Below are 16,318 nucleotides of genomic sequence, written 5' to 3'. Positions count from 1 at the left end.
GCGCTCGCCCGTCGCTCGTCACGCTCGGCACCGGCGCGTCCTTCGGCTCCCGAAGGTGTGGTGGTGTTGCTCATCGCTGCCGGTCCCTCACTTGCCCTTGGCGGGGTCCTTGAGGCCGACCGTGGCCAGGTCGATCATGCCGGCGTAGCCCGAGTTGCCGAACGCGCCGGCCACGTTGGTGCCGACCAGCAGCGGGCGGCGCTGCCAGAGCAGCGGAACGGCCGGGGCCTTCCTCATCAGCTCCTCGTCCAGCTGCTTCCAGGCCTTGTTGGCCTCGGCGACGTCCGTCATGGCCGCGATCTGGTCCATCCGGTCCATCGTGGCCTGGTCCTTGAACTGGCTGTAGTTGCCCTGGTTGCCCTTCTCCTTGATGGTGCGGCCGTCGAAGAGGAACGGCAGGAAGGTCGCGCCGGAGGGGTAGTCGGGGCACCAGCCGCTGAGGGTCAGCTCGGGGGCGTTCTTGATGTCGCCGACGGTGTCGGCGAAGGCGGACGCGTCGACGGTGTTCACGGTGACCTGGACGCCGGCCTTGGACAGCGACTGCTGGATCGCCTCGGCGCGGGTCTTGTCGCCGGTCGAGACGGTGAGCGAGACCTTGAGGTCGGTCCTGCCCGCGTCCTTGAGCAGCGCCTTGGCCTTCTCCGGGTCCCCGGCCACCGGGATCTTCAGCGGGTCGGACTTGGCGCCGCCGGTCAGCGACGGCGGCAGGAAGGAGGTCGCCGCGTCGGTCACCGCGGGCCCGCCGAAGGCGGTCACCTGGGCCTCGCGGTCGACCGCCCACATCATGGCCTCGCGCACCTTCGGGTCGTCGAAGGGGGCCTTGGCGGTGTTCAGGTAGAGCATGTCGGTGCAGCCGGTCTGCTCGGCGACCATGCGGGACCTGACGTCCGCCTTGGGCAGCACCTTGGCGACGGTCTCGTGCTGCATCCAGGGCATGTTGATGGCGTTGGCGTCGGCGCCGTCGCTGGCGATGATCCGGTCGTCGGCCTGGCCGCCCTTGATGCCCTGGGTGACCACGACCCGGTCCGGGTAGGCCTTGCGGACCGTGTCGGTGGACTGGTCCCAGTTGGTGTTGCGGACCAGCACCAGCTGCTTGCCGCGGTCGTAGCTCTCGATCTTGTACGGGCCGGAGGAGAACGGCCGGGCGTCGTACTGGGTGCCCCTCTCCTGGGACTGCGGCACCGGGGAGAAGGTCGGCAGGGTGACGGTGTCCGAGAACTCGGCGACCGGGCGCTTCAGGTGGAAGACGATCGTGCGGTCGTCCGGGGTCTCGATGCTCGCCAGGTGCTCGCCGTTCAGCGGGCCCTTGTAGTTCTCGCCGCCCTCCATGTACTGGATCGCGTAGTCGGGGCCGCCGGTGAGGTCCGGGGAGAAGGATCGCTCGACGTTGTACTTGATGTCGGCGGACCGGATCGGCGTGCCGTCCTCGTACTTCAGGCCTTCCTTGAGGGTGAAGGTCCACACCTTGCCGCCCTCGGAGGACTTGCCCAGGTCGGTGGCGAGGTCCGGGACGATCTCGCTGCCGGCCGCCCCCGGCTCGGACTTGAAGGTGGTCAGGGTCCGGTAGATCAGCCGGGTGCCGAAGTCCATGTGCGGCACCACCCAGTTGCGGGCCGGGTCGAGGTGCGCGAAGTCCTGGTTGGTCAGGACGGTGAGGGTGCCGCCCTTGGCCGGGGTGCCGCCGACGACCGAGCCGGCCGCCGCGCCCGGGCCCCTGCTGTCGGACGGGGCGGCGCCGCTGCCGCTGTCGCTCTTGTCGTTCGAGCAGGCCCCGAGGCCGAGAGTGATTGTCGCCGCGAGGGCCGCCGCGAGGGCGGCGTGGGTGCGCCTGGTCATGTGCAACTCCGCTGTGGGGGGCCTGATCGTCCGACCTGGCCGCTGCGCTGTGTGACCCGTAACATAGTAATGTGAAATTGCACTGCACAAGAGGTGACGCCACCCGTTACCGAGCTGTGTCCGTGCCCCGCATCTTCCCAGCCCCGCCTAGGAGTTCACCGGTGACCCTGCCCCCGACCGGCCTCAACACCGGGAGCCACGACCTCCCGGTCTCCGCCGCCCTCGCCTCCTACATGGCCACCCAGTGGGCCGCCACCCCCCTGCCCGCGGACCGGCGCGTACCCGGCCACGACCGCTTCCCCGGCCGCCGCGCCCGGCTCTCCGCCGCCTTCCCCGGCGAGCGGCTGGTCGTCCCCGCCGGGCGCCTCAAGGTCCGCTGCAACGACCTCGACCACCGCTTCCGCCCGCACAGCGCGTACGTCTGGCTCACCGGCCTCACCGGCGAGGACCAGGCCGACCACCTCCTGGTCCTCGAACCGGCCGGGCCGGACGGCCACGAGCCGGTCCTCTACCTGCGCCCGCGCTCCCCGCGCGACGGCGGCGAGTTCTACCGCGACCGCCGCTACGGCGAGTTCTGGGTCGGCGCCCGGCCCGACCTCGCCGAGGCCGCCCGGCTCACCGGGGTGCGCACCGAACACCTCGACGACCTCGGCAAGCTGCTCACCGGCCCGCAGCCGCCCACCCGGGTGCTGGCCGGCACCGACCCGCTGGTCGACGAGGCCACCGGGCGGCCCGCCGGGGACCACCGGGACGGCGAACTGGCGGCCGTGCTATCCGAGTTGCGCCTGGTCAAGGACCAGTGGGAGGTCGGACAGCTGCAACTGGCCGTCGACCACACCGTCACCGGCTTCGAGGACGTCGTCCGCGCCCTGCCCACCGCGCTGCGCCACCACCGCGGCGAACGCTGGATCGAGGGCGTCTTCGACCTGCGCGCCCGCGCCGAGGGCAACGGCACCAGCTACACCACCATCGCCGCCTCCGGCGCCCACGCCTGCGTGCTGCACTGGATCCGCAACGACGGCGCCCTGGACCCCGGCTCCCTGCTGCTGCTGGACGCCGGCGTCGAGACCGACACCCTCTACGCCGCCGACATCACCCGCACCCTCCCGCTCAGCGGCACCTTCAGCCCGGTCCAGCGCCAGGCCTACGACCTCGTCCTCGCCGCCCAGAGCGCCGGCATCGCCGCCCTGCGCCCCGGGGCCCGCTTCCGCGACTTCCACCGCGCCGCCATGCGGGTCATCGCCGAGGGCCTCGCCGACTGGGGCGTCCTGCCCGTCTCCGCCGAGGAGGCCCTCGCCGAGGACAACGGCCTCCACCGCCGCTACACCCTCTGCGGCAGCGGCCACATGCTCGGCCTCGACTACCACGACTGCGCCAAGGCCCGCGCCGACCGCTACCTCGACGGCACCCTGGAGGAGGGCATGGTCCTCACCGTCGAACCCGGCCTCTACCTCCAGCCCGACGACGAGACCCTCCCCGCCGAACTCCGCGGCCTCGGCATCCGCATCGAGGACGACCTCGTCATCACCCCCGACGGCGCCCACCTGATGTCCGGCGCCCTTCCCCGCGAGGCCGCGGCCGTCGAGTCCTGGATGGCCGACCTGCTGAGCTGAGGCAGCGAGCGGACGATCAGGCCACCTTGATCGTCCGCTCGCCCCGCCGGACCGTCACCTCGACCTCGCCGCCGATCGCCGCGGAGTACGCCCGCAGGTTGTCCAGGCTGTCCACCTGCCCGTGCTCGATCTGCGACACCCGCGCCTGGCTCACGCCCATCAGCGCGGCGACCTCCTTCTGGGTCAGCCCTGCCGTCTTCCGCATCTCGGCCAGCTCGTAGCCGCGGATCCGAGCCAGGCTTTCCTTCCGGATCCGAGCCCGGTCGGCCTCCGCCTCCGGCGAGGCCAACCAGGGATTGATCCGCTGCGCCTCAGCCCACACCTCGGTCCAACTACGGCCCTTCATGCTCACGCTCCCTCGTCGCTCTCATCGACGTACTGCTCATAGCGAGCTTCCGCCAGCGGGATGTTGGTGTCGTACCACCGGGACAACTCCCCGTTCTTGTCACCGGCGACCAGGAAGATCGCCTCCCGCTCGGCATCGAAAACGAAGAGCATTCGAACCTCGGAGCGCCCAGTCGAACCGGGCCGAAGTTCTTTCAGGTTGTGCAACCTGCTTCCATGAATCCGGTCCACCATCGGGCGCCCGAGTAGCGGCCCCCTTCTGGCGAGCAGCTCGATCGCATCGGCGATCTGGTCGGCCGTGTCCGGGTCCTTGGCAGCGATGTCCAGGAACCAGTCGTTCACCGGACCAACGAGTGTGATCTCCCACATGGCGCCAAATTAAGTTATCCCTTATACGTTACCGCGCGCTTCCCCGCTCAATCCACTCCTGCGAGGGACAACACCCACCACCCGGCGCGCCCCCGGCGCGCTACCCCCGCGCCGCGTGCCAGAGGTCGGTGACGACGGCCTCCGCCGGGCCCGTGCGGGCGAGCTTGTGGGCGGTGCCGGCCCACAGGTGCATGGCGGCCGTGTCGCCGCGGCGGGCGGCGGCGGTGCGCAGGGGGGTGGTGAGGTGGTGGACCTCGGGGTAGGCGGGCGGGGCGTACGGGCCGTGGCGGTCGATGAAGGCGTTGCGCAGGCCGCGGGCCGGCCGACCGGTGAATGCGCGGGTGACGGCCGTCTCCGGGAGCTCGACGAGCGCCGCCCGGTGGGCGGCCGAGGCGCCGGACTCGTCCGACCGCAGCAGCGCCGTGCCCAGCTGCACCGCCACCGCCCCCGCCCGCAGTGCCGCCGCGACGGCCGCGCCGTCGCCGAGCCCGCCCGCGGCGACCAGCGGCAGCGCCGTCACCTCCCGTACGGCGGCCAGCAGTTCGAGCAGCGGCAGCTCACCCGGCCGGTCCGCCACCCGGTGGGTGCCCCGGTGGCCGCCCGCCTCCGGGCCCTGCACGCAGAGCGCGTCCATCCCGACGGCCTCCGCCGCCCGCGCCTCCTCCGGCGTGGTGACGGTGCCGACCTGGGTGGTGCCGGCCGCCCGCACCGCCGCCGCCTCCTCGGCGGTCGGCAGCCCGAAGGTGTACGAGACCACCGGCACCGGGTCCGCGAGCAGCGCGGCGAGCTTGGCGTCCCAGTCGTCCCGGTCCGGCCCGATCTCCTCCGGCAGCGTCACGCCCCGCTGCTCGGCCTCGGGCCGCAGCCGCTCCCGGTACGCCGCGACGGCCGCCGCGTCCCCGGGCGGGCCCGGCACGAAGAGGTTCACCCCGTACGGCCGGTCGGTCGACCTCCGTACCGCGGCGATCTGCTCGGCCATCCCGGCGGCGGTCCTCATCCCGGCCGCCAGGAACCCCAGCCCACCGGCCCGGTTCACCGCCGCCGCCAGCTCGGGCGTCGAGGGGCCGCCCGCCATCGGGGCGGCGATCACGGGTACGGCGAGCCGGTCGAGCCGGACGGTCATCGGGCGCTCCTCACACGGCCGCGGGCACGGAACACTGCTGCGGGTACGGACCGCTGCCGCGGGTACGGCCCGCTGCCCACCCTACGCTCGCCGGATCAGCCCCCGCCGCCGCGCCTCGCGCACCGCCGCCGTGCGCGAGTCCACCCCCAACTTGGTGTAGATGTGCACCAGGTGGGACTTCACCGTGGCCTGGCTCAGGTGCAGCCGCTGGCTGACCTGCTGGTTGGTCAGCCCGTCCGCGACCAGCCCCAGCACCTCGGTCTCCCGGGCGCTGAGCGCCGCCGCCGGCGTCCGCATCCGCTCCAGCAGCCGGTCCGCCACGCTGGGCGCCAGCGCGCTGCGCCCGGCCGCGGCCGCCCGTACCGCCTGGGCCAGCTCCTCCGGCGGCGCGTCCTTCAGCAGGTAGCCGGTGGCGCCCGCCTCCAGGGCCGGCAGGGTGTCCGCGTCGGTGTCGTACGTGGTGACCACCAGCACCCGCGGCGCGCCCGCCCGGGCGGTGATCGCCGCGGTGGCCTGCGCGCCGTTCATCGCCGACCCCGGCCCGAACTGGAGGTCCATCAGCACCACGTCGACGCCCGCCTCGGCGGCCAGCTCGACGGCCCGCTCGGCGGTGGCCGCCTCCGCCACGATGGCGAAGTCCGGCTCGCACTCCAGCACCGCCCGCAGCCCGGCCCGCACCACCGGGTGGTCGTCCGCGATGAGCAGCCGGATCACGGGCCGGCCTCCGGGGCGACCGGCAGCTGCACCGCCACCGTCGTCCCCTGCCCGGGCGCCGACTCCACCGTGAAACCGCCGCCGAGCGCCCGTGCCCGGGCCCGCATCGACGGCAGTCCGAACCCGCCGTCCCCGCCGGCGCGGCCGGCGGCCGCCGCCGGGTCGAACCCGGCCCCGTCGTCGTACACGTCCAGTGCCACCTCACCCTCCATGTAGCTGAGTGTCACCTCGGCCCGCGAGGCCCCCGCGTGCCGGACGGTGTTGCCGAGCGCCGACTGCGCGATCCGCAGCAGCGCGACCTCCTGCGCGGCCGGCAGCCGGACCGGGTCGCCGGAGACGTGCAGGTGGACGGGCAGCGCGCCGTGCGCCGTCGTGGTGGCGCAGAGCCGCTCCAGCGCGACCGGCAGCGGGTCGCCGTCCAGCGCGGGCGGGGTGAGCGCCCGGACGAACCGCCGCGCCTCGTCCAGGTTGTCCTGGGCGGCCTGCCGCGCCTGCTCGACGTACCCGGCGGCGGTCTCGGTGCGCTCCGGCAGGGCCCGTTGGGCCGCCCGCAGCAGCAGCTGGATGGAGCTGAGGCCCTGTGCGAGGGTGTCGTGGATCTCCCGGGCGAGCCGCTCGCGCTCGGCCAGCACGCCGGCCGCGTGGTGCGCGGCGGCGAGGTCCGCGCGGGCGGCGGTCAGCTCGTCGATCAGCCGGCGGCGCTCCTCGCTCTCCCGGTACAGCGCCTGGTAGCCGAGCACGGTGGCGGTGGCGACGGCCGCGCCGAGCGCGGGCCCGATCGAGGCGGCGAAGCCGAAGCTCTGCTGGTGCCAGGACCACGCGGCGATCGCCGCGGCGGCGGTCAGCCCGACGGCGACCAGCCCGCCGCGCCGCCCCAGCAGGTGCAGCTCCAGGAAGTACAGCGGGAACGCCAGCCAGACCCCGTCCTGGGTGGCGATCAGCACGCCCGCCCAGGTGACGCCGAGCAGCGCCAGCCAGAGCGCGGCCGCCCGGCGCGAGCGGCGCACGGCGGCCAGCTGCGGTCCGACGGTGTAGACGGCGGCCATCGCGGTGGCCGCGGCGGCGACGGCGGCCGGATCGCCGCCCCGGTCGACCAGGACGGCCCGGGCGACGGCGAGCGCCAGCAGGCCCGCCACGAGCAGGTGCAGGCAGACCTGGAGGACGCGGGCGACGGGGGTGGTCCTGGATCGTTCGGTCGCCATCCGTCCAGCCTAGGTTCCGCACTCGGAACCCGGCATCAATCAAAAGGTTGAACTCCGCTTCTGCCCTTTGATGCCCAGGATGCAATCCCCGGCGCGATGCCTCAGGGCCCCCTGGTCCAGGACGGTGGAAGCGTCGAGAACACCTGTGCAGAGGAAGGCTCACCTTGTTCGTCGCCTGGAGGGACCTGAGGTTCGCCAAGGGGCGGTTCGCCCTGATGGGAACCGTCATCGTGCTGATCACCGTCCTGGTCGGCCTGCTGTCCGGGCTGACCGCCGGACTCGGCCGGCAGAACATCTCCGCGATCACCGGCCTGCCCGCCGACCACCTGGTCTTCGGGAAACCCGCCGACGGCCAGAAGCTCTCCTTCACCGACTCCCAGGTCACCCCCGAGCTGTGGCAGGCCTGGGCCCGCGAGCCCGGCGTCACCTCCGCCGAGCCGCTCGGCATCACCACCACCAAGGCCGCCGCCGGCCGGCGCACCGCCGCGCTCTCCGCCTTCGGCGTCCCGGAGGGCTCCGGGCTCGCCCCGCAGGGCGCCCGGATCGCCCCCGGCCAGGCCGTGCTGTCCAGGACCGCCGCCGAGAACCTGGGCGGCCTCGCCCCGGGCGCCGACCTCACCCTGGCCGGGCACCAGCTGCGGGTCGCCGCCGTCGAGGGCGACGCCGCGTACAGCCACACCCCGGTGATCTGGACCAGCCTCGCCGACTGGCAGCAGGCCGCCCCCGGCGGCGCCGGCCACGCCACCGTCATCGCCCTCCGCACGGCCGGCGGCGCCGACCTGGCCGGCGCCGACGCCCGCCACGGCACCGAGACCCGCACCCGCGACGACGCCCTCACCGCGATCGGCTCCTACACCTCGGAGAACGGCTCCCTCCAGCTGATGCGCGGCTTCCTGTTCGCCATCTCGGCCCTGGTGATCGGCGCGTTCTTCACCGTGTGGACGATCCAGCGCAGCGGCGACGTCGCCGTCCTCAAGGCCCTCGGCGCCTCCACCCGCTACCTGCTGCGCGACGCCCTCGGCCAGGCCGTCCTGCTGCTGGTCGGCGGCACGGTCGTGGGCACCGCGATCGCCCTCGGCGCGGGCTCGCTGATCGGCTCCGCCGTCCCCTTCGTGCTCGACGCCCCGACCCTCCTGCTGCCCGCAGCCGTCATGATCGCCCTCGGCGCGATCGGCGCGGCCCTGTCCATCCGCCGGATCACCTCCGTCGACCCGCTGACCGCCCTGGGGAGTGCCCGATGACTCTGATCCTCGACCGCATCACGCTGACCTACCCGGACGGCGACGGCCGGCTCACCGCACTGGACGAGGTCTCGCTGACCGTCCCCAAGGGCACGCTCACCGCCGTCGTCGGCCCCTCCGGCTCCGGCAAGTCCAGCCTGCTGGCGGTGGCCGCCACCCTGATCGCCCCGGACTCCGGGCAGGTCGTCATCGACGGCACTGACACCACGGGCCTCGACCGGGCGGAGCTCACCGCGCTGCGCCGCACCAGGATCGGCATCGTCTTCCAGCAGCCCAACCTGCTGCCCTCGCTCACCGCCGTGGAGCAGCTGCAGGTGATGGCCCACCTCGACGGCCGGGCCCCGCGCGGTGCGCTCCCCCGCGCCCTGGAACTGCTGGACGCCGTCGGCCTGCGCGACCAGGCCGGCCGCCGCCCGCACCAGCTCTCCGGCGGCCAGCGCCAGCGGGTCAACATCGCCCGCGCCCTGATGAACGACCCCACCGTCCTGCTGGTCGACGAACCCACCAGCGCCCTCGACCACGAACGCGGCGCCGCCGTCCTCGACCTGATCACCGACCTCACCCACCGCCGGGCCACCGCCACCGTGCTGGTCACCCACGACCGCACCCACCTGACGGCCGTCGACCAGGTCGCCGAGGTCCACGACGGGAGGCTCACGCTCCCGGCGGCGGCGGTCTGAGCTACTTCTTGGCCGTCAGCACGTCGTCCACCGAGAGCGTCACCGACGCTCCGATCGACTCCGGCAGGGTGAACGACTGCCCGGGGTGGTGGACGGCGTGCACGCGGTACTCGCCCTCCTGCGGGTCGGTAAGCACCATGACCCGCTGGTTCGCCCGATCCACGATCACGTAGACGGGCACCCCGGCCTGGGCATACAGCGTCGGCTTGATCCTCAGATCAGTCGAGTGATTCGACGACGTCACTTCCAGGACGAGACGGAAGATCGCCGGGTCATAGCAACCGTTCTCAAGAGTCCGGTCGTCGCTGTCCGCGTCGATGACCACCAGGTCCGGCACTACGAAGTCGAACGGCCCGGTCGGCAGCCGAATACCGATGTTCTGGAATACCTCGGTTTCACCGCCATCCAGACCCGCCGCCTCGAACAGACGGTCAAACCTCTTGATCGATCGACCGTGCTTCAGGTTCTGCGGCGGCGGCGTCGCGGTGATCTGGCTCCCGACGATCTCGACCCGGAAACCGGGGAGCTGCTCGGAGATCAGCTCTGCGGCTTCGAGCAGCGTTGGCTGCCGTACAGGTTCTTCTTCCAGCGCGGCATGCTCGAAAGGCTCTTCCACTGCTGCGGCAGACATGGATTCCTCCTGGCTGCCGATGTCGAGAGCGTCATCCTAGAACCGGCATGCTTCCCGGCGCCCGATCGTCAATCCTCACTCGAACGAGTGGTTTGGCTCTGGCAAGCCACTACCGGGACCGCAGGCGCAGGGCCGAGGGCTCCTGCTCGGCGGGCTTGTCCTCGCCGGCCCACAGGGAGCGGACGTGGCTGAGGTGGCGGGTCATGCAGGCCTCGGCCCCGGCCGCGTCGCCGGCCAGGAGCAGGTCGAGCAGCTCCAGGTGCTCCTCCGCCGAGGAGACCAGCTCGCCGCGCTCGTCGAGCCGGTTGAGGCCGTAGAGCCGGGAGCGCTTGCGCAGGTCGCCGACCACCTCGACCAGCCGGGCGTTGCCGGCCAGCCCCAGCAGGTCCAGGTGGAACTGGCGGTCGGCCTCCAGGTAGCCGATCAGGTCGTGCTTGCGGGCCGCCGCGACGATCGCCTCGGCCTGCGGGCGCAGCCGCTCCAGCTGCTCCTTGGTGGCGGTGCGCGCGACCCGGCCGACGGTCGGGACCTCGATCAGGGCGCGGATCTCGGTGTAGTCGTCGAGGTCGCGGTCGGTGAGTTCGGTGACCCGGAACCCCTTGTTGCGGACGGCCTCGACCAGGCCCTCGCGGGCGAGGTCGAGCATGGCCTCGCGGACCGGGGTCGCGGAGACGCCGAAGTCGGCGGCGAGCGCGGGTGCGGAGTAGACGACGCCGGGGCGCAGTTCGCCGGAGATCAGGGCCGCCCGGAGCGCGTGGGCGACCTGGTCGCGAAGCCGCTCCTGTACGGAGATCAGGGTGCGGGATTTGAGGTCGGCCATGGTGTTCCTCCGGGTGGGTGCAGAACACCAGCGTACAATGTCACGTTACGTTGCGTACGCAACCTCCCATGATTCGAACACCCGCCACGGCAGGCTCTCGTGACACCGAAAGCCATGGTGGCAGTGGCCGTCGGCCGTGACAACGGCCGACGGCACACGACCTTCGGGTCCGCACGGAGGGCTACGCCCGGCGGAACCGGCCCACCAGCGAGGTCAGGCTGGCCGCACCGTCGCCGGCCGCCACGCCCCGCCGGACCGCCTCCGCCAGGACGGCCGGCAGCGCGCCGTCCACCCCGGAGGCCTCCGCGGTGTGCTGGACGTGCTCGATGCTCGCCAGCGCCATGGCCAGCCGGTCGACGTCCCCGCGGTGGTCCCCGGCGGTGATCCGCGGCGCGTAGAACTCCATCAGCCGCGGCACCAGCGAGGCGGTGGGCAGGGCGTACGGCAGGAACTCCTCGGCCGGGATGCCGTTGGCCTCGGCGATCGACATGGCGTGCAGGTAGCCGACCATCGAGGACCAGAACAGGTCCATCTGGATCTGGTAGTACAGCTGCGCCAGCCCGGGGTCGTCGCCCCGGTAGTCGGCCCCGGTGAGCACCTCCAGCGCGGCCCGGTGCCGCTGGAACAGCTCGACCGGGCCGCTGTAGAAGGTGGACGACTCGGGGCTGCCGATGCCCGACGGCGGCACCTGCACCCCGCCGGTCAGGTGTCCGGCACCGCGCTCGGCCAGCCAGCGGGCGGCCTCCCGGGCCCGCCCGGGGGTGTCCGAACTGAGGTTGGTGATCACCTTCCCGCCGAGCGCCGGCTCGACCGACTCCAGCACCTTGAACACCGCGTCGTAGTCGGTGAGGCTGAGCACCACCAGCTCGTTGGCGGCCACCGCCGCCTGCGCGCCGGACGCCTCCCGCGCACCCCGGGCGACGAGCTCGTCGGCCCGCCCGGCCGTGCGGTTCCACACCGTGACGGCGTACCCGGCGTCCAGGAACGCCCCGGCCATGGCGTGCCCCATCGGGCCGAGCCCGATCACCGTCACGGATCGCTTCGACTGCTGCTCCACGGACATGCGTCTTCCCCTCCTCTGGAACGAACGCTCTATTCAGAGCGCCGGAGCCCGACGCTAGCACAGGAGTGGAACGAACGCTCTACTCAGAATCTCGGCTAGGATCGCGACGTGAAGACGCCCGAGAGAGTCGCCGCGAAGACAGCCGCGAAGACAGCCACGACGGCCGTCGCGAAGGCACCCGCGAGGACGACCGCGCAGGCCGAGGCGAAACCCGGCACCCGCGAGCGGATCGTCCGGGCCACCTCCCGGCTGCTGCAGCGCCAGGGGTACGAGGGCACCGGGATCAAGCAGATCTCCCGCGAGGCCGAGGCCACCCTCGGCTCGGTCTACCACTTCTTCCCGGGCGGCAAGCAGGAGCTGGCCGCCGAGGCGATCCGGCACGGAGACGAGGAGTTCGCCGTCCTGCTGCGCGCCGGGTTCGACTCCTCACCGGACCTGGGCGAGGCGATGACCGCCTGCACCCGGCTGCTCGCCGGGGAACTGCGCGCGTCCGACTGGCAGGACGGCTGCCCGATCACCAGCACCGCGCTGGAGACGGTCGGCCGGGTGCCGGTGATCGAGGAGGCGGTGACCGAGGCCTTCGCCAACTGGCAGGCTGTCGTGGCGGAACGGCTGAGCGCCGCGGGCATCGGCGAGGAGGACGCCCGCGAGCTGGCCGGCACCGTGATCAGCGCCCTGGAGGGCGCCGAGCTCGCCGCCCAGGTCGCCCGCAGCGAGGAGCCGCTGCTGGTCGCCGGCAAGCACCTGGCACGGCTGCTCGGCTCCTACCTCGACGGCCGGCCCTGACACCCCGACGCCGAACCGCCGCCGCCGGCGCCGCCACCACCGCCATCACCGTCGGAGAACGTGAGGAGCCGGCGCAGCGGGGGATCCCTTCCCGCTGCGCCGGCTCCGGCTTCACAACTCCCGACCTCGGCCAGGAGTAACGGACTTGTCGATCGATATCGCGCTGTACGACGGCCGCCCGAACAGCGGCCACCGGACCGCCCCCAGGATGCTGCACCTCTCCAGTCCGGGCGAGGCCCTCGACGACGCCCTGGCCCGGCACACCGATCCGGCCCGCCACCGGCTGGGCCGGATCGACCCGTACCGCGACACCCTGTTCAACGAGCAGGACGCCGGCGCGGCCTTCGAGGAGGCCACCGCCCTGATCGCCCGCTGCACCACCGAGGCGCAGCGGGCGGCCGTCCGCGAGCTTCGCAACCTGCTCGCCAACTGCGCCGCCATCCCGGGCAGTTGGCTCGTCCTGCAGGGTGACTGAACGGCTACTGCCGCCGGTACACCTCCGCCGCGACGGCCAGGTCCTCCCAGGCCATCCCGACGCTCTTGAAGAACCGCGGCCGCCCGTCCGGCACCAGCGCGTCGCCGCGCACCAGCTCCGCGAGGTTCCACAGCTGCCGCCCGGCCACGCCCGCCATCACCAGGTCCCCGGCCTCCCGGTCCGCGACCGCGCGGGCCTCCACGTACAGCTCGGCCCGCTCCACCAGCAGCCCGTCCACCTCCCGCGCGTCCGGCTCGTGCGAGCCGACCGCCGCCACCGCCGCGTGCGCGGGCACCAGTCCGCCGTCGAACAGCGGCGTGCGCGCGGTGGTGCAGCAGACCACCAGGTCCGCGTCGCGGACCGCCCGCGGCCCGCCGACCTCGGCCGTCAGTCCGAGCTTCCGCCCGTACGCCGCCAGCGCCTCCGCCCGTTCGGCGTTGCGCGCCACCACGGTGAGCCGGCGCAGCGGCCGGACGGCGAGCAGCGCGTCCAGGTGCCCGTACGCCTGCGGCCCGGAGCCGAACAGCACCAGGTGCTCGGCCTCCGGCACCGCCAGCCGCCGCAGCGCGGCCGCGGTGACGGCGGGCGTGCGCAGCGCGGTGAGCGCGGCGCCGTCCAGCACGGCGAGCGGCTGCAGGGTGGGCCCGTCCAGCAGCAGGTAGCTGCCGGTGATCCGGGGCAGCCCCCGCTCCGGGTTGGCCGGCGCGACCCCGGCGATCTTCACGCCCGCGTACGGCCCGGCGGCGGCCGGCATCATCAGCAGTTCGCCGGCGGGCACCGGGACGGCCGATCGGGCGGGTGCCGCCTCCGGGTCGAACCCGTCCAGCAGCACCCGCTCGATCGCCCCCACCGCGCCGGCGGGCCCGACCCCGCCGGTGCCCGGCACGGTGTACTGGAGCGGCACAACCTCCGTACCGGGCGGTGCGGGCGGGCTCGTGGCAGCCGATGGCTCCCCTACGGCCGGGCTCGTGGCGGCCGGCTCCCCGGCGGACGGGCTCACAGCAGGAACCCCGTTCCCAGCTCGTCGCCCGGCTCCAGGACGAAGCCGTGCTCGCCAGTGCGGAAGGCCGTCCCGCCGACCTCGGTGACCACGCCCGCGCCCTGCGGGTCGCCGCCCGCGAGGAAGCGGCCGGTGAACACCGTCCCGATGACCGACTCGTGGCGCAGCGGCTCGCCGGGAGCCAGCCGGCCCTCGGCGGCGAGCACCGCGAGCCGGGCGGAGGTGCCGGAGCCGCAGGGCGAGCGGTCGATCTGGCCGTCGGCGAAGACGGTGACGTTCCGCTGGTTCAACGCCCCGTCCTCGGAGGGCAGTTCGTCGTACAGCACGACCCCGTACACGCCCGACAGCCGGACGTCCGTCGGGTGCGCGACCGCCGCCGACCCAGCCAGCGCCGCTCTGATCTCCCGGCCCACGGCGGTGAGTTCGGGCAGCTGAGCCGGTTCCACGGCGAGCCCCAGGGCGGCGGCCGGCACCGAGGCGTAGCAGGCGCCGGAGTGCGCCACGGCGACCTCCACGGTGCCGCGCGAGGTCTCCACCGGGAGCTTCAGCGCGGTCACCCGGCTGGGCACGTTGCGGAAGGTCACCCCGGTGGTCCGTCCGCCGCTCCGGTGCACCAGGGCGGTGACCCGGCCGGACGGCACGTCGATCCGCACCCGCGCCACGCCGTCCGCGGGGGCAGCCACGAGTCCGGACTCCACCGCCCAGGCGCCGAGCGCGATGGTGCCGTGGCCGCAGGCGGTGGAGTAGCCGTCCTTGTGCCAGAAGAGCACGCCCAGGTGCGCCTCGTCGTCGTCCGGCGGCACCAGGAAGCCGCCGTACATCCCGACGTGGCCGCGCGGCTCCCGGCTGAGCAGCTGCCGGACCTCGTCCAGCGCGCTGGGCCGGGGCGCGGTCGCGCTGCCGCCCGCGCCGAGCGCGATGGCCCGGCGCTCGGCGACGGTGTCGCCCGGGATCGGCGGTACGCCGTCCAGCACGATCCGGAACGGCTCGCCGGCCGTGTGGTAGTCGACGGTGCGGACGAACATCAGGCGCCACCTCCCGGCAGCACGCTGACGGTCCGGCTGACGGTGTAGAAGTCCAGGGCGGCCTGGCCCTGTTCGCGGTCGCCGTGGCTCGCGCCCTTGGCCCCGCCGAAGGGCAGGTGGAAGTCGACGCCGCTGGACGGGGCGTTGATCCGGATCATGCCCGCGTCCAGCCGGTCGGCGGCGGCCAGCGCCACGTCCAGGCTGCCGGTGTGCACCGAGGTGGAGAGGCTGTGCGGGGTGTCGTTGGCGAGCGCGACCGCCTCGTCCAGGTCGGCGGCGGCGTGCAGCACCGCGATCGGGCCGAAGAACTCCTCGCGCGCCAGCGGGTGTTCGGCCGGCACCTCGGCGAGCAGGGTCGGCTCGACGTACCAGCCGGCCCGCTCGGGCACCCGGCCGCCGGCCAGCACGGTGGCCCCGGCCTCGACGGCCGAGGAGACGGCGCCGGTCAGCCGCTCGCGGGCGGCGGCGTTGATCACCGGCCCGCAGACCGCGTCGTCGACCGCGTCCAGCGCCTTGACCAGCGCCTCGCGCAGCGGCTCGTACGCGGCGCCGACCGCGATCACCCGGCTGGTGGCGGTGCACTTCTGCCCGGCGTACCCGGCGACGGCCGCGGCGATGTGCCCGGCGGCCTGCGCGATGTCGGCGTCCGGCAGCACCAGCGCGGCGTTCAGCCCGCCGAGTTCGGCCTGCACCGGCACCCCGCGCTCGGTGGCGGCCCGCACCACGGCCCGGCCGACGCCGGTCGAGCCGGTGAAGGAGACCACGTCCGCGGACTCCACCAGCGCCGCGCCCTCCGCCGCCGCGCCGGGCAGCACGGTGAACACGTCCTCGGGCAGCCCGGCCAGCTCGGCCAGCCGCAGCGCGCAGGCCGTCGCCTCGGGCGCCGGCTTGAGCACCACCGCGTTGCCGACGGCCAGCGCCGGCGCGGCCTTCCAGGTCGGGATCGCCAGCGGGAAGTTCCACGGCGTGATCAGCCCGGCCACCCCGTACGGGCGGCGCCGGGTGAGCAGCAGGCCGGCCCCGGCGGCGGTCTCGTGCACCGCGCCGGAGGGCGCGTACGGCGCCTGGGCGTAGTAGCGCCAGATCGCCGCGGTGCGGGCGACCTCGCCGAGCGCCTCGGCCGACGGCTTGCCGACCTCGCGCACGATCAGCGCGGCCAGCTCGTGGGCGTGCGCCTCCACGGCGTCCGCGATCCGGCCGAGCGCCGCCGACCGGGCGCCCGCCCCGGCGGAGAGCCAGTCGCCCTGCGCCGCCCGGGCCCGCCCGACGGCGGCCCGCACGGCCTCGGCGCCGGGCTCCTCGACGGCGACCACGAGGTCGTCCGGGTCGGCGGGGTTGTACGAGGTGATGGTCACGGCCGGCAGCCCTTCGGAGGAGGTACGGGGAGCAGGTGGG

17 protein-coding genes are annotated in these 16,318 nt (G+C 73.9%); 5 read left to right on the top strand and 12 right to left on the bottom strand.

Annotated elements, in window-relative coordinates; translation table 11 throughout:
- Positions 1 to 87 precede the first annotated feature (87 nt).
- Positions 88 to 1,836 (bottom strand): ABC transporter substrate-binding protein, encoded by a 1,749-nt coding sequence (locus tag ACIQI7_RS03660; protein WP_401104723.1) that lies wholly within the window; start codon positions 1,834 to 1,836, stop codon positions 88 to 90.
- Between the two features lie 161 nt (positions 1,837 to 1,997).
- On the opposite strand from ACIQI7_RS03660, the gene ACIQI7_RS03655 reads away from it, so the two are divergent.
- The gene (locus ACIQI7_RS03655) at positions 1,998 to 3,449 is read left to right on the top strand and encodes an aminopeptidase P family protein (protein ID WP_401104721.1); all 1,452 of its coding nucleotides are present in this window, start codon (positions 1,998 to 2,000) and stop codon (positions 3,447 to 3,449) included.
- A 16-nt stretch (positions 3,450 to 3,465) separates the two neighbouring features.
- On the opposite strand, the gene ACIQI7_RS03650 is transcribed toward ACIQI7_RS03655, so the two are convergent.
- From ACIQI7_RS03650 to ACIQI7_RS03630, 5 genes are all read right to left on the bottom strand, one after another.
- A complete protein-coding gene (locus ACIQI7_RS03650) occupies positions 3,466 to 3,795 on the bottom strand; it encodes an XRE family transcriptional regulator (protein ID WP_401104718.1) in 330 nt (109 codons plus the stop codon).
- A gap of 2 nt (positions 3,796 to 3,797) precedes the next feature.
- On the bottom strand, positions 3,798 to 4,163 hold the full coding sequence (locus tag ACIQI7_RS03645) for a type II toxin-antitoxin system RelE/ParE family toxin (protein WP_401104715.1): 366 nt from the start codon (positions 4,161 to 4,163) through the stop codon (positions 3,798 to 3,800).
- Positions 4,164 to 4,263: 100 nt separating this feature from the next.
- Positions 4,264 to 5,286 (bottom strand): nitronate monooxygenase, encoded by a 1,023-nt coding sequence (locus tag ACIQI7_RS03640; protein WP_401104712.1) that lies wholly within the window; start codon positions 5,284 to 5,286, stop codon positions 4,264 to 4,266.
- Between the two features lie 81 nt (positions 5,287 to 5,367).
- Positions 5,368 to 6,000 carry a response regulator gene (locus tag ACIQI7_RS03635; protein ID WP_387759901.1) on the bottom strand — a complete coding sequence of 211 codons (633 nt, stop codon included), beginning with the start codon at positions 5,998 to 6,000 and terminating at the stop codon, positions 5,368 to 5,370.
- Complete coding sequence (locus tag ACIQI7_RS03630) at positions 5,997 to 7,202, bottom strand: sensor histidine kinase (protein WP_401104708.1); 1,206 nt, start codon at positions 7,200 to 7,202, stop codon at positions 5,997 to 5,999. Before ACIQI7_RS03630 ends, ACIQI7_RS03635 begins: the two co-directional genes overlap by 4 nt.
- A gap of 164 nt (positions 7,203 to 7,366) precedes the next feature.
- Between ACIQI7_RS03630 and ACIQI7_RS03625 the strand changes: the two genes are divergently transcribed.
- Entirely contained in the window at positions 7,367 to 8,443 is a 1,077-nt protein-coding gene (locus tag ACIQI7_RS03625) for an ABC transporter permease (RefSeq protein ID WP_401104705.1), read from the top strand.
- Complete coding sequence (locus ACIQI7_RS03620; protein ID WP_401104702.1) at positions 8,440 to 9,123, top strand: ABC transporter ATP-binding protein; 684 nt, start codon at positions 8,440 to 8,442, stop codon at positions 9,121 to 9,123. Before ACIQI7_RS03625 ends, ACIQI7_RS03620 begins: the two co-directional genes overlap by 4 nt.
- 1 nt (position 9,124) lies before the next feature.
- Here the strand turns inward: ACIQI7_RS03620 and ACIQI7_RS03615 are convergent, their stop codons facing one another.
- The 3 genes from ACIQI7_RS03615 to ACIQI7_RS03605 form a co-directional block, all read right to left on the bottom strand.
- Positions 9,125 to 9,754, bottom strand: coding sequence for a Uma2 family endonuclease (locus ACIQI7_RS03615; RefSeq protein WP_401104699.1), 630 nt, complete (start codon positions 9,752 to 9,754; stop codon positions 9,125 to 9,127).
- Positions 9,755 to 9,863: 109 nt separating this feature from the next.
- Complete coding sequence (locus ACIQI7_RS03610) at positions 9,864 to 10,574, bottom strand: GntR family transcriptional regulator (RefSeq protein WP_401104696.1); 711 nt, start codon at positions 10,572 to 10,574, stop codon at positions 9,864 to 9,866.
- A 181-nt stretch (positions 10,575 to 10,755) separates the two neighbouring features.
- Positions 10,756 to 11,637 carry an NAD(P)-dependent oxidoreductase gene (locus ACIQI7_RS03605; RefSeq protein WP_401104694.1) on the bottom strand — a complete coding sequence of 294 codons (882 nt, stop codon included), beginning with the start codon at positions 11,635 to 11,637 and terminating at the stop codon, positions 10,756 to 10,758.
- A gap of 228 nt (positions 11,638 to 11,865) precedes the next feature.
- On the opposite strand from ACIQI7_RS03605, the gene ACIQI7_RS03600 reads away from it, so the two are divergent.
- Both ACIQI7_RS03600 and ACIQI7_RS03595 read left to right on the top strand, forming a co-directional pair.
- Positions 11,866 to 12,423, top strand: coding sequence for a TetR/AcrR family transcriptional regulator (locus tag ACIQI7_RS03600; RefSeq protein ID WP_401105665.1), 558 nt, complete (start codon positions 11,866 to 11,868; stop codon positions 12,421 to 12,423).
- 145 nt (positions 12,424 to 12,568) lie between these two features.
- Entirely contained in the window at positions 12,569 to 12,898 is a 330-nt protein-coding gene (locus ACIQI7_RS03595) for a hypothetical protein (protein WP_401104691.1), read from the top strand.
- 4 nt (positions 12,899 to 12,902) lie between these two features.
- On the opposite strand, the gene ACIQI7_RS03590 is transcribed toward ACIQI7_RS03595, so the two are convergent.
- The 3 genes from ACIQI7_RS03590 to ACIQI7_RS03580 all read right to left on the bottom strand — a co-directional run bounded on the left by ACIQI7_RS03590 (position 12,903) and on the right by ACIQI7_RS03580 (position 16,287).
- Complete coding sequence (locus ACIQI7_RS03590) at positions 12,903 to 13,802, bottom strand: ornithine cyclodeaminase family protein (RefSeq protein ID WP_401104689.1); 900 nt, start codon at positions 13,800 to 13,802, stop codon at positions 12,903 to 12,905.
- 92 nt (positions 13,803 to 13,894) lie between these two features.
- The gene (locus ACIQI7_RS03585; protein ID WP_401104687.1) at positions 13,895 to 14,923 is read right to left on the bottom strand and encodes a proline racemase family protein; all 1,029 of its coding nucleotides are present in this window, start codon (positions 14,921 to 14,923) and stop codon (positions 13,895 to 13,897) included.
- Positions 14,923 to 16,287, bottom strand: coding sequence for an aldehyde dehydrogenase family protein (locus tag ACIQI7_RS03580; protein WP_401105664.1), 1,365 nt, complete (start codon positions 16,285 to 16,287; stop codon positions 14,923 to 14,925). The genes ACIQI7_RS03585 and ACIQI7_RS03580 overlap by 1 nt, the downstream gene beginning before the upstream one ends.
- Between the last annotated feature and the right edge of the window lie 31 nt (positions 16,288 to 16,318).

Source organism: Kitasatospora sp. NPDC092039 (assembly GCF_044756065.1).
Classification (GTDB): domain Bacteria; phylum Actinomycetota; class Actinomycetes; order Streptomycetales; family Streptomycetaceae; genus Kitasatospora.
Note: the sequence above shows the minus strand (reverse complement) of the source record. Positions and strands in the feature narration are given on the sequence as shown.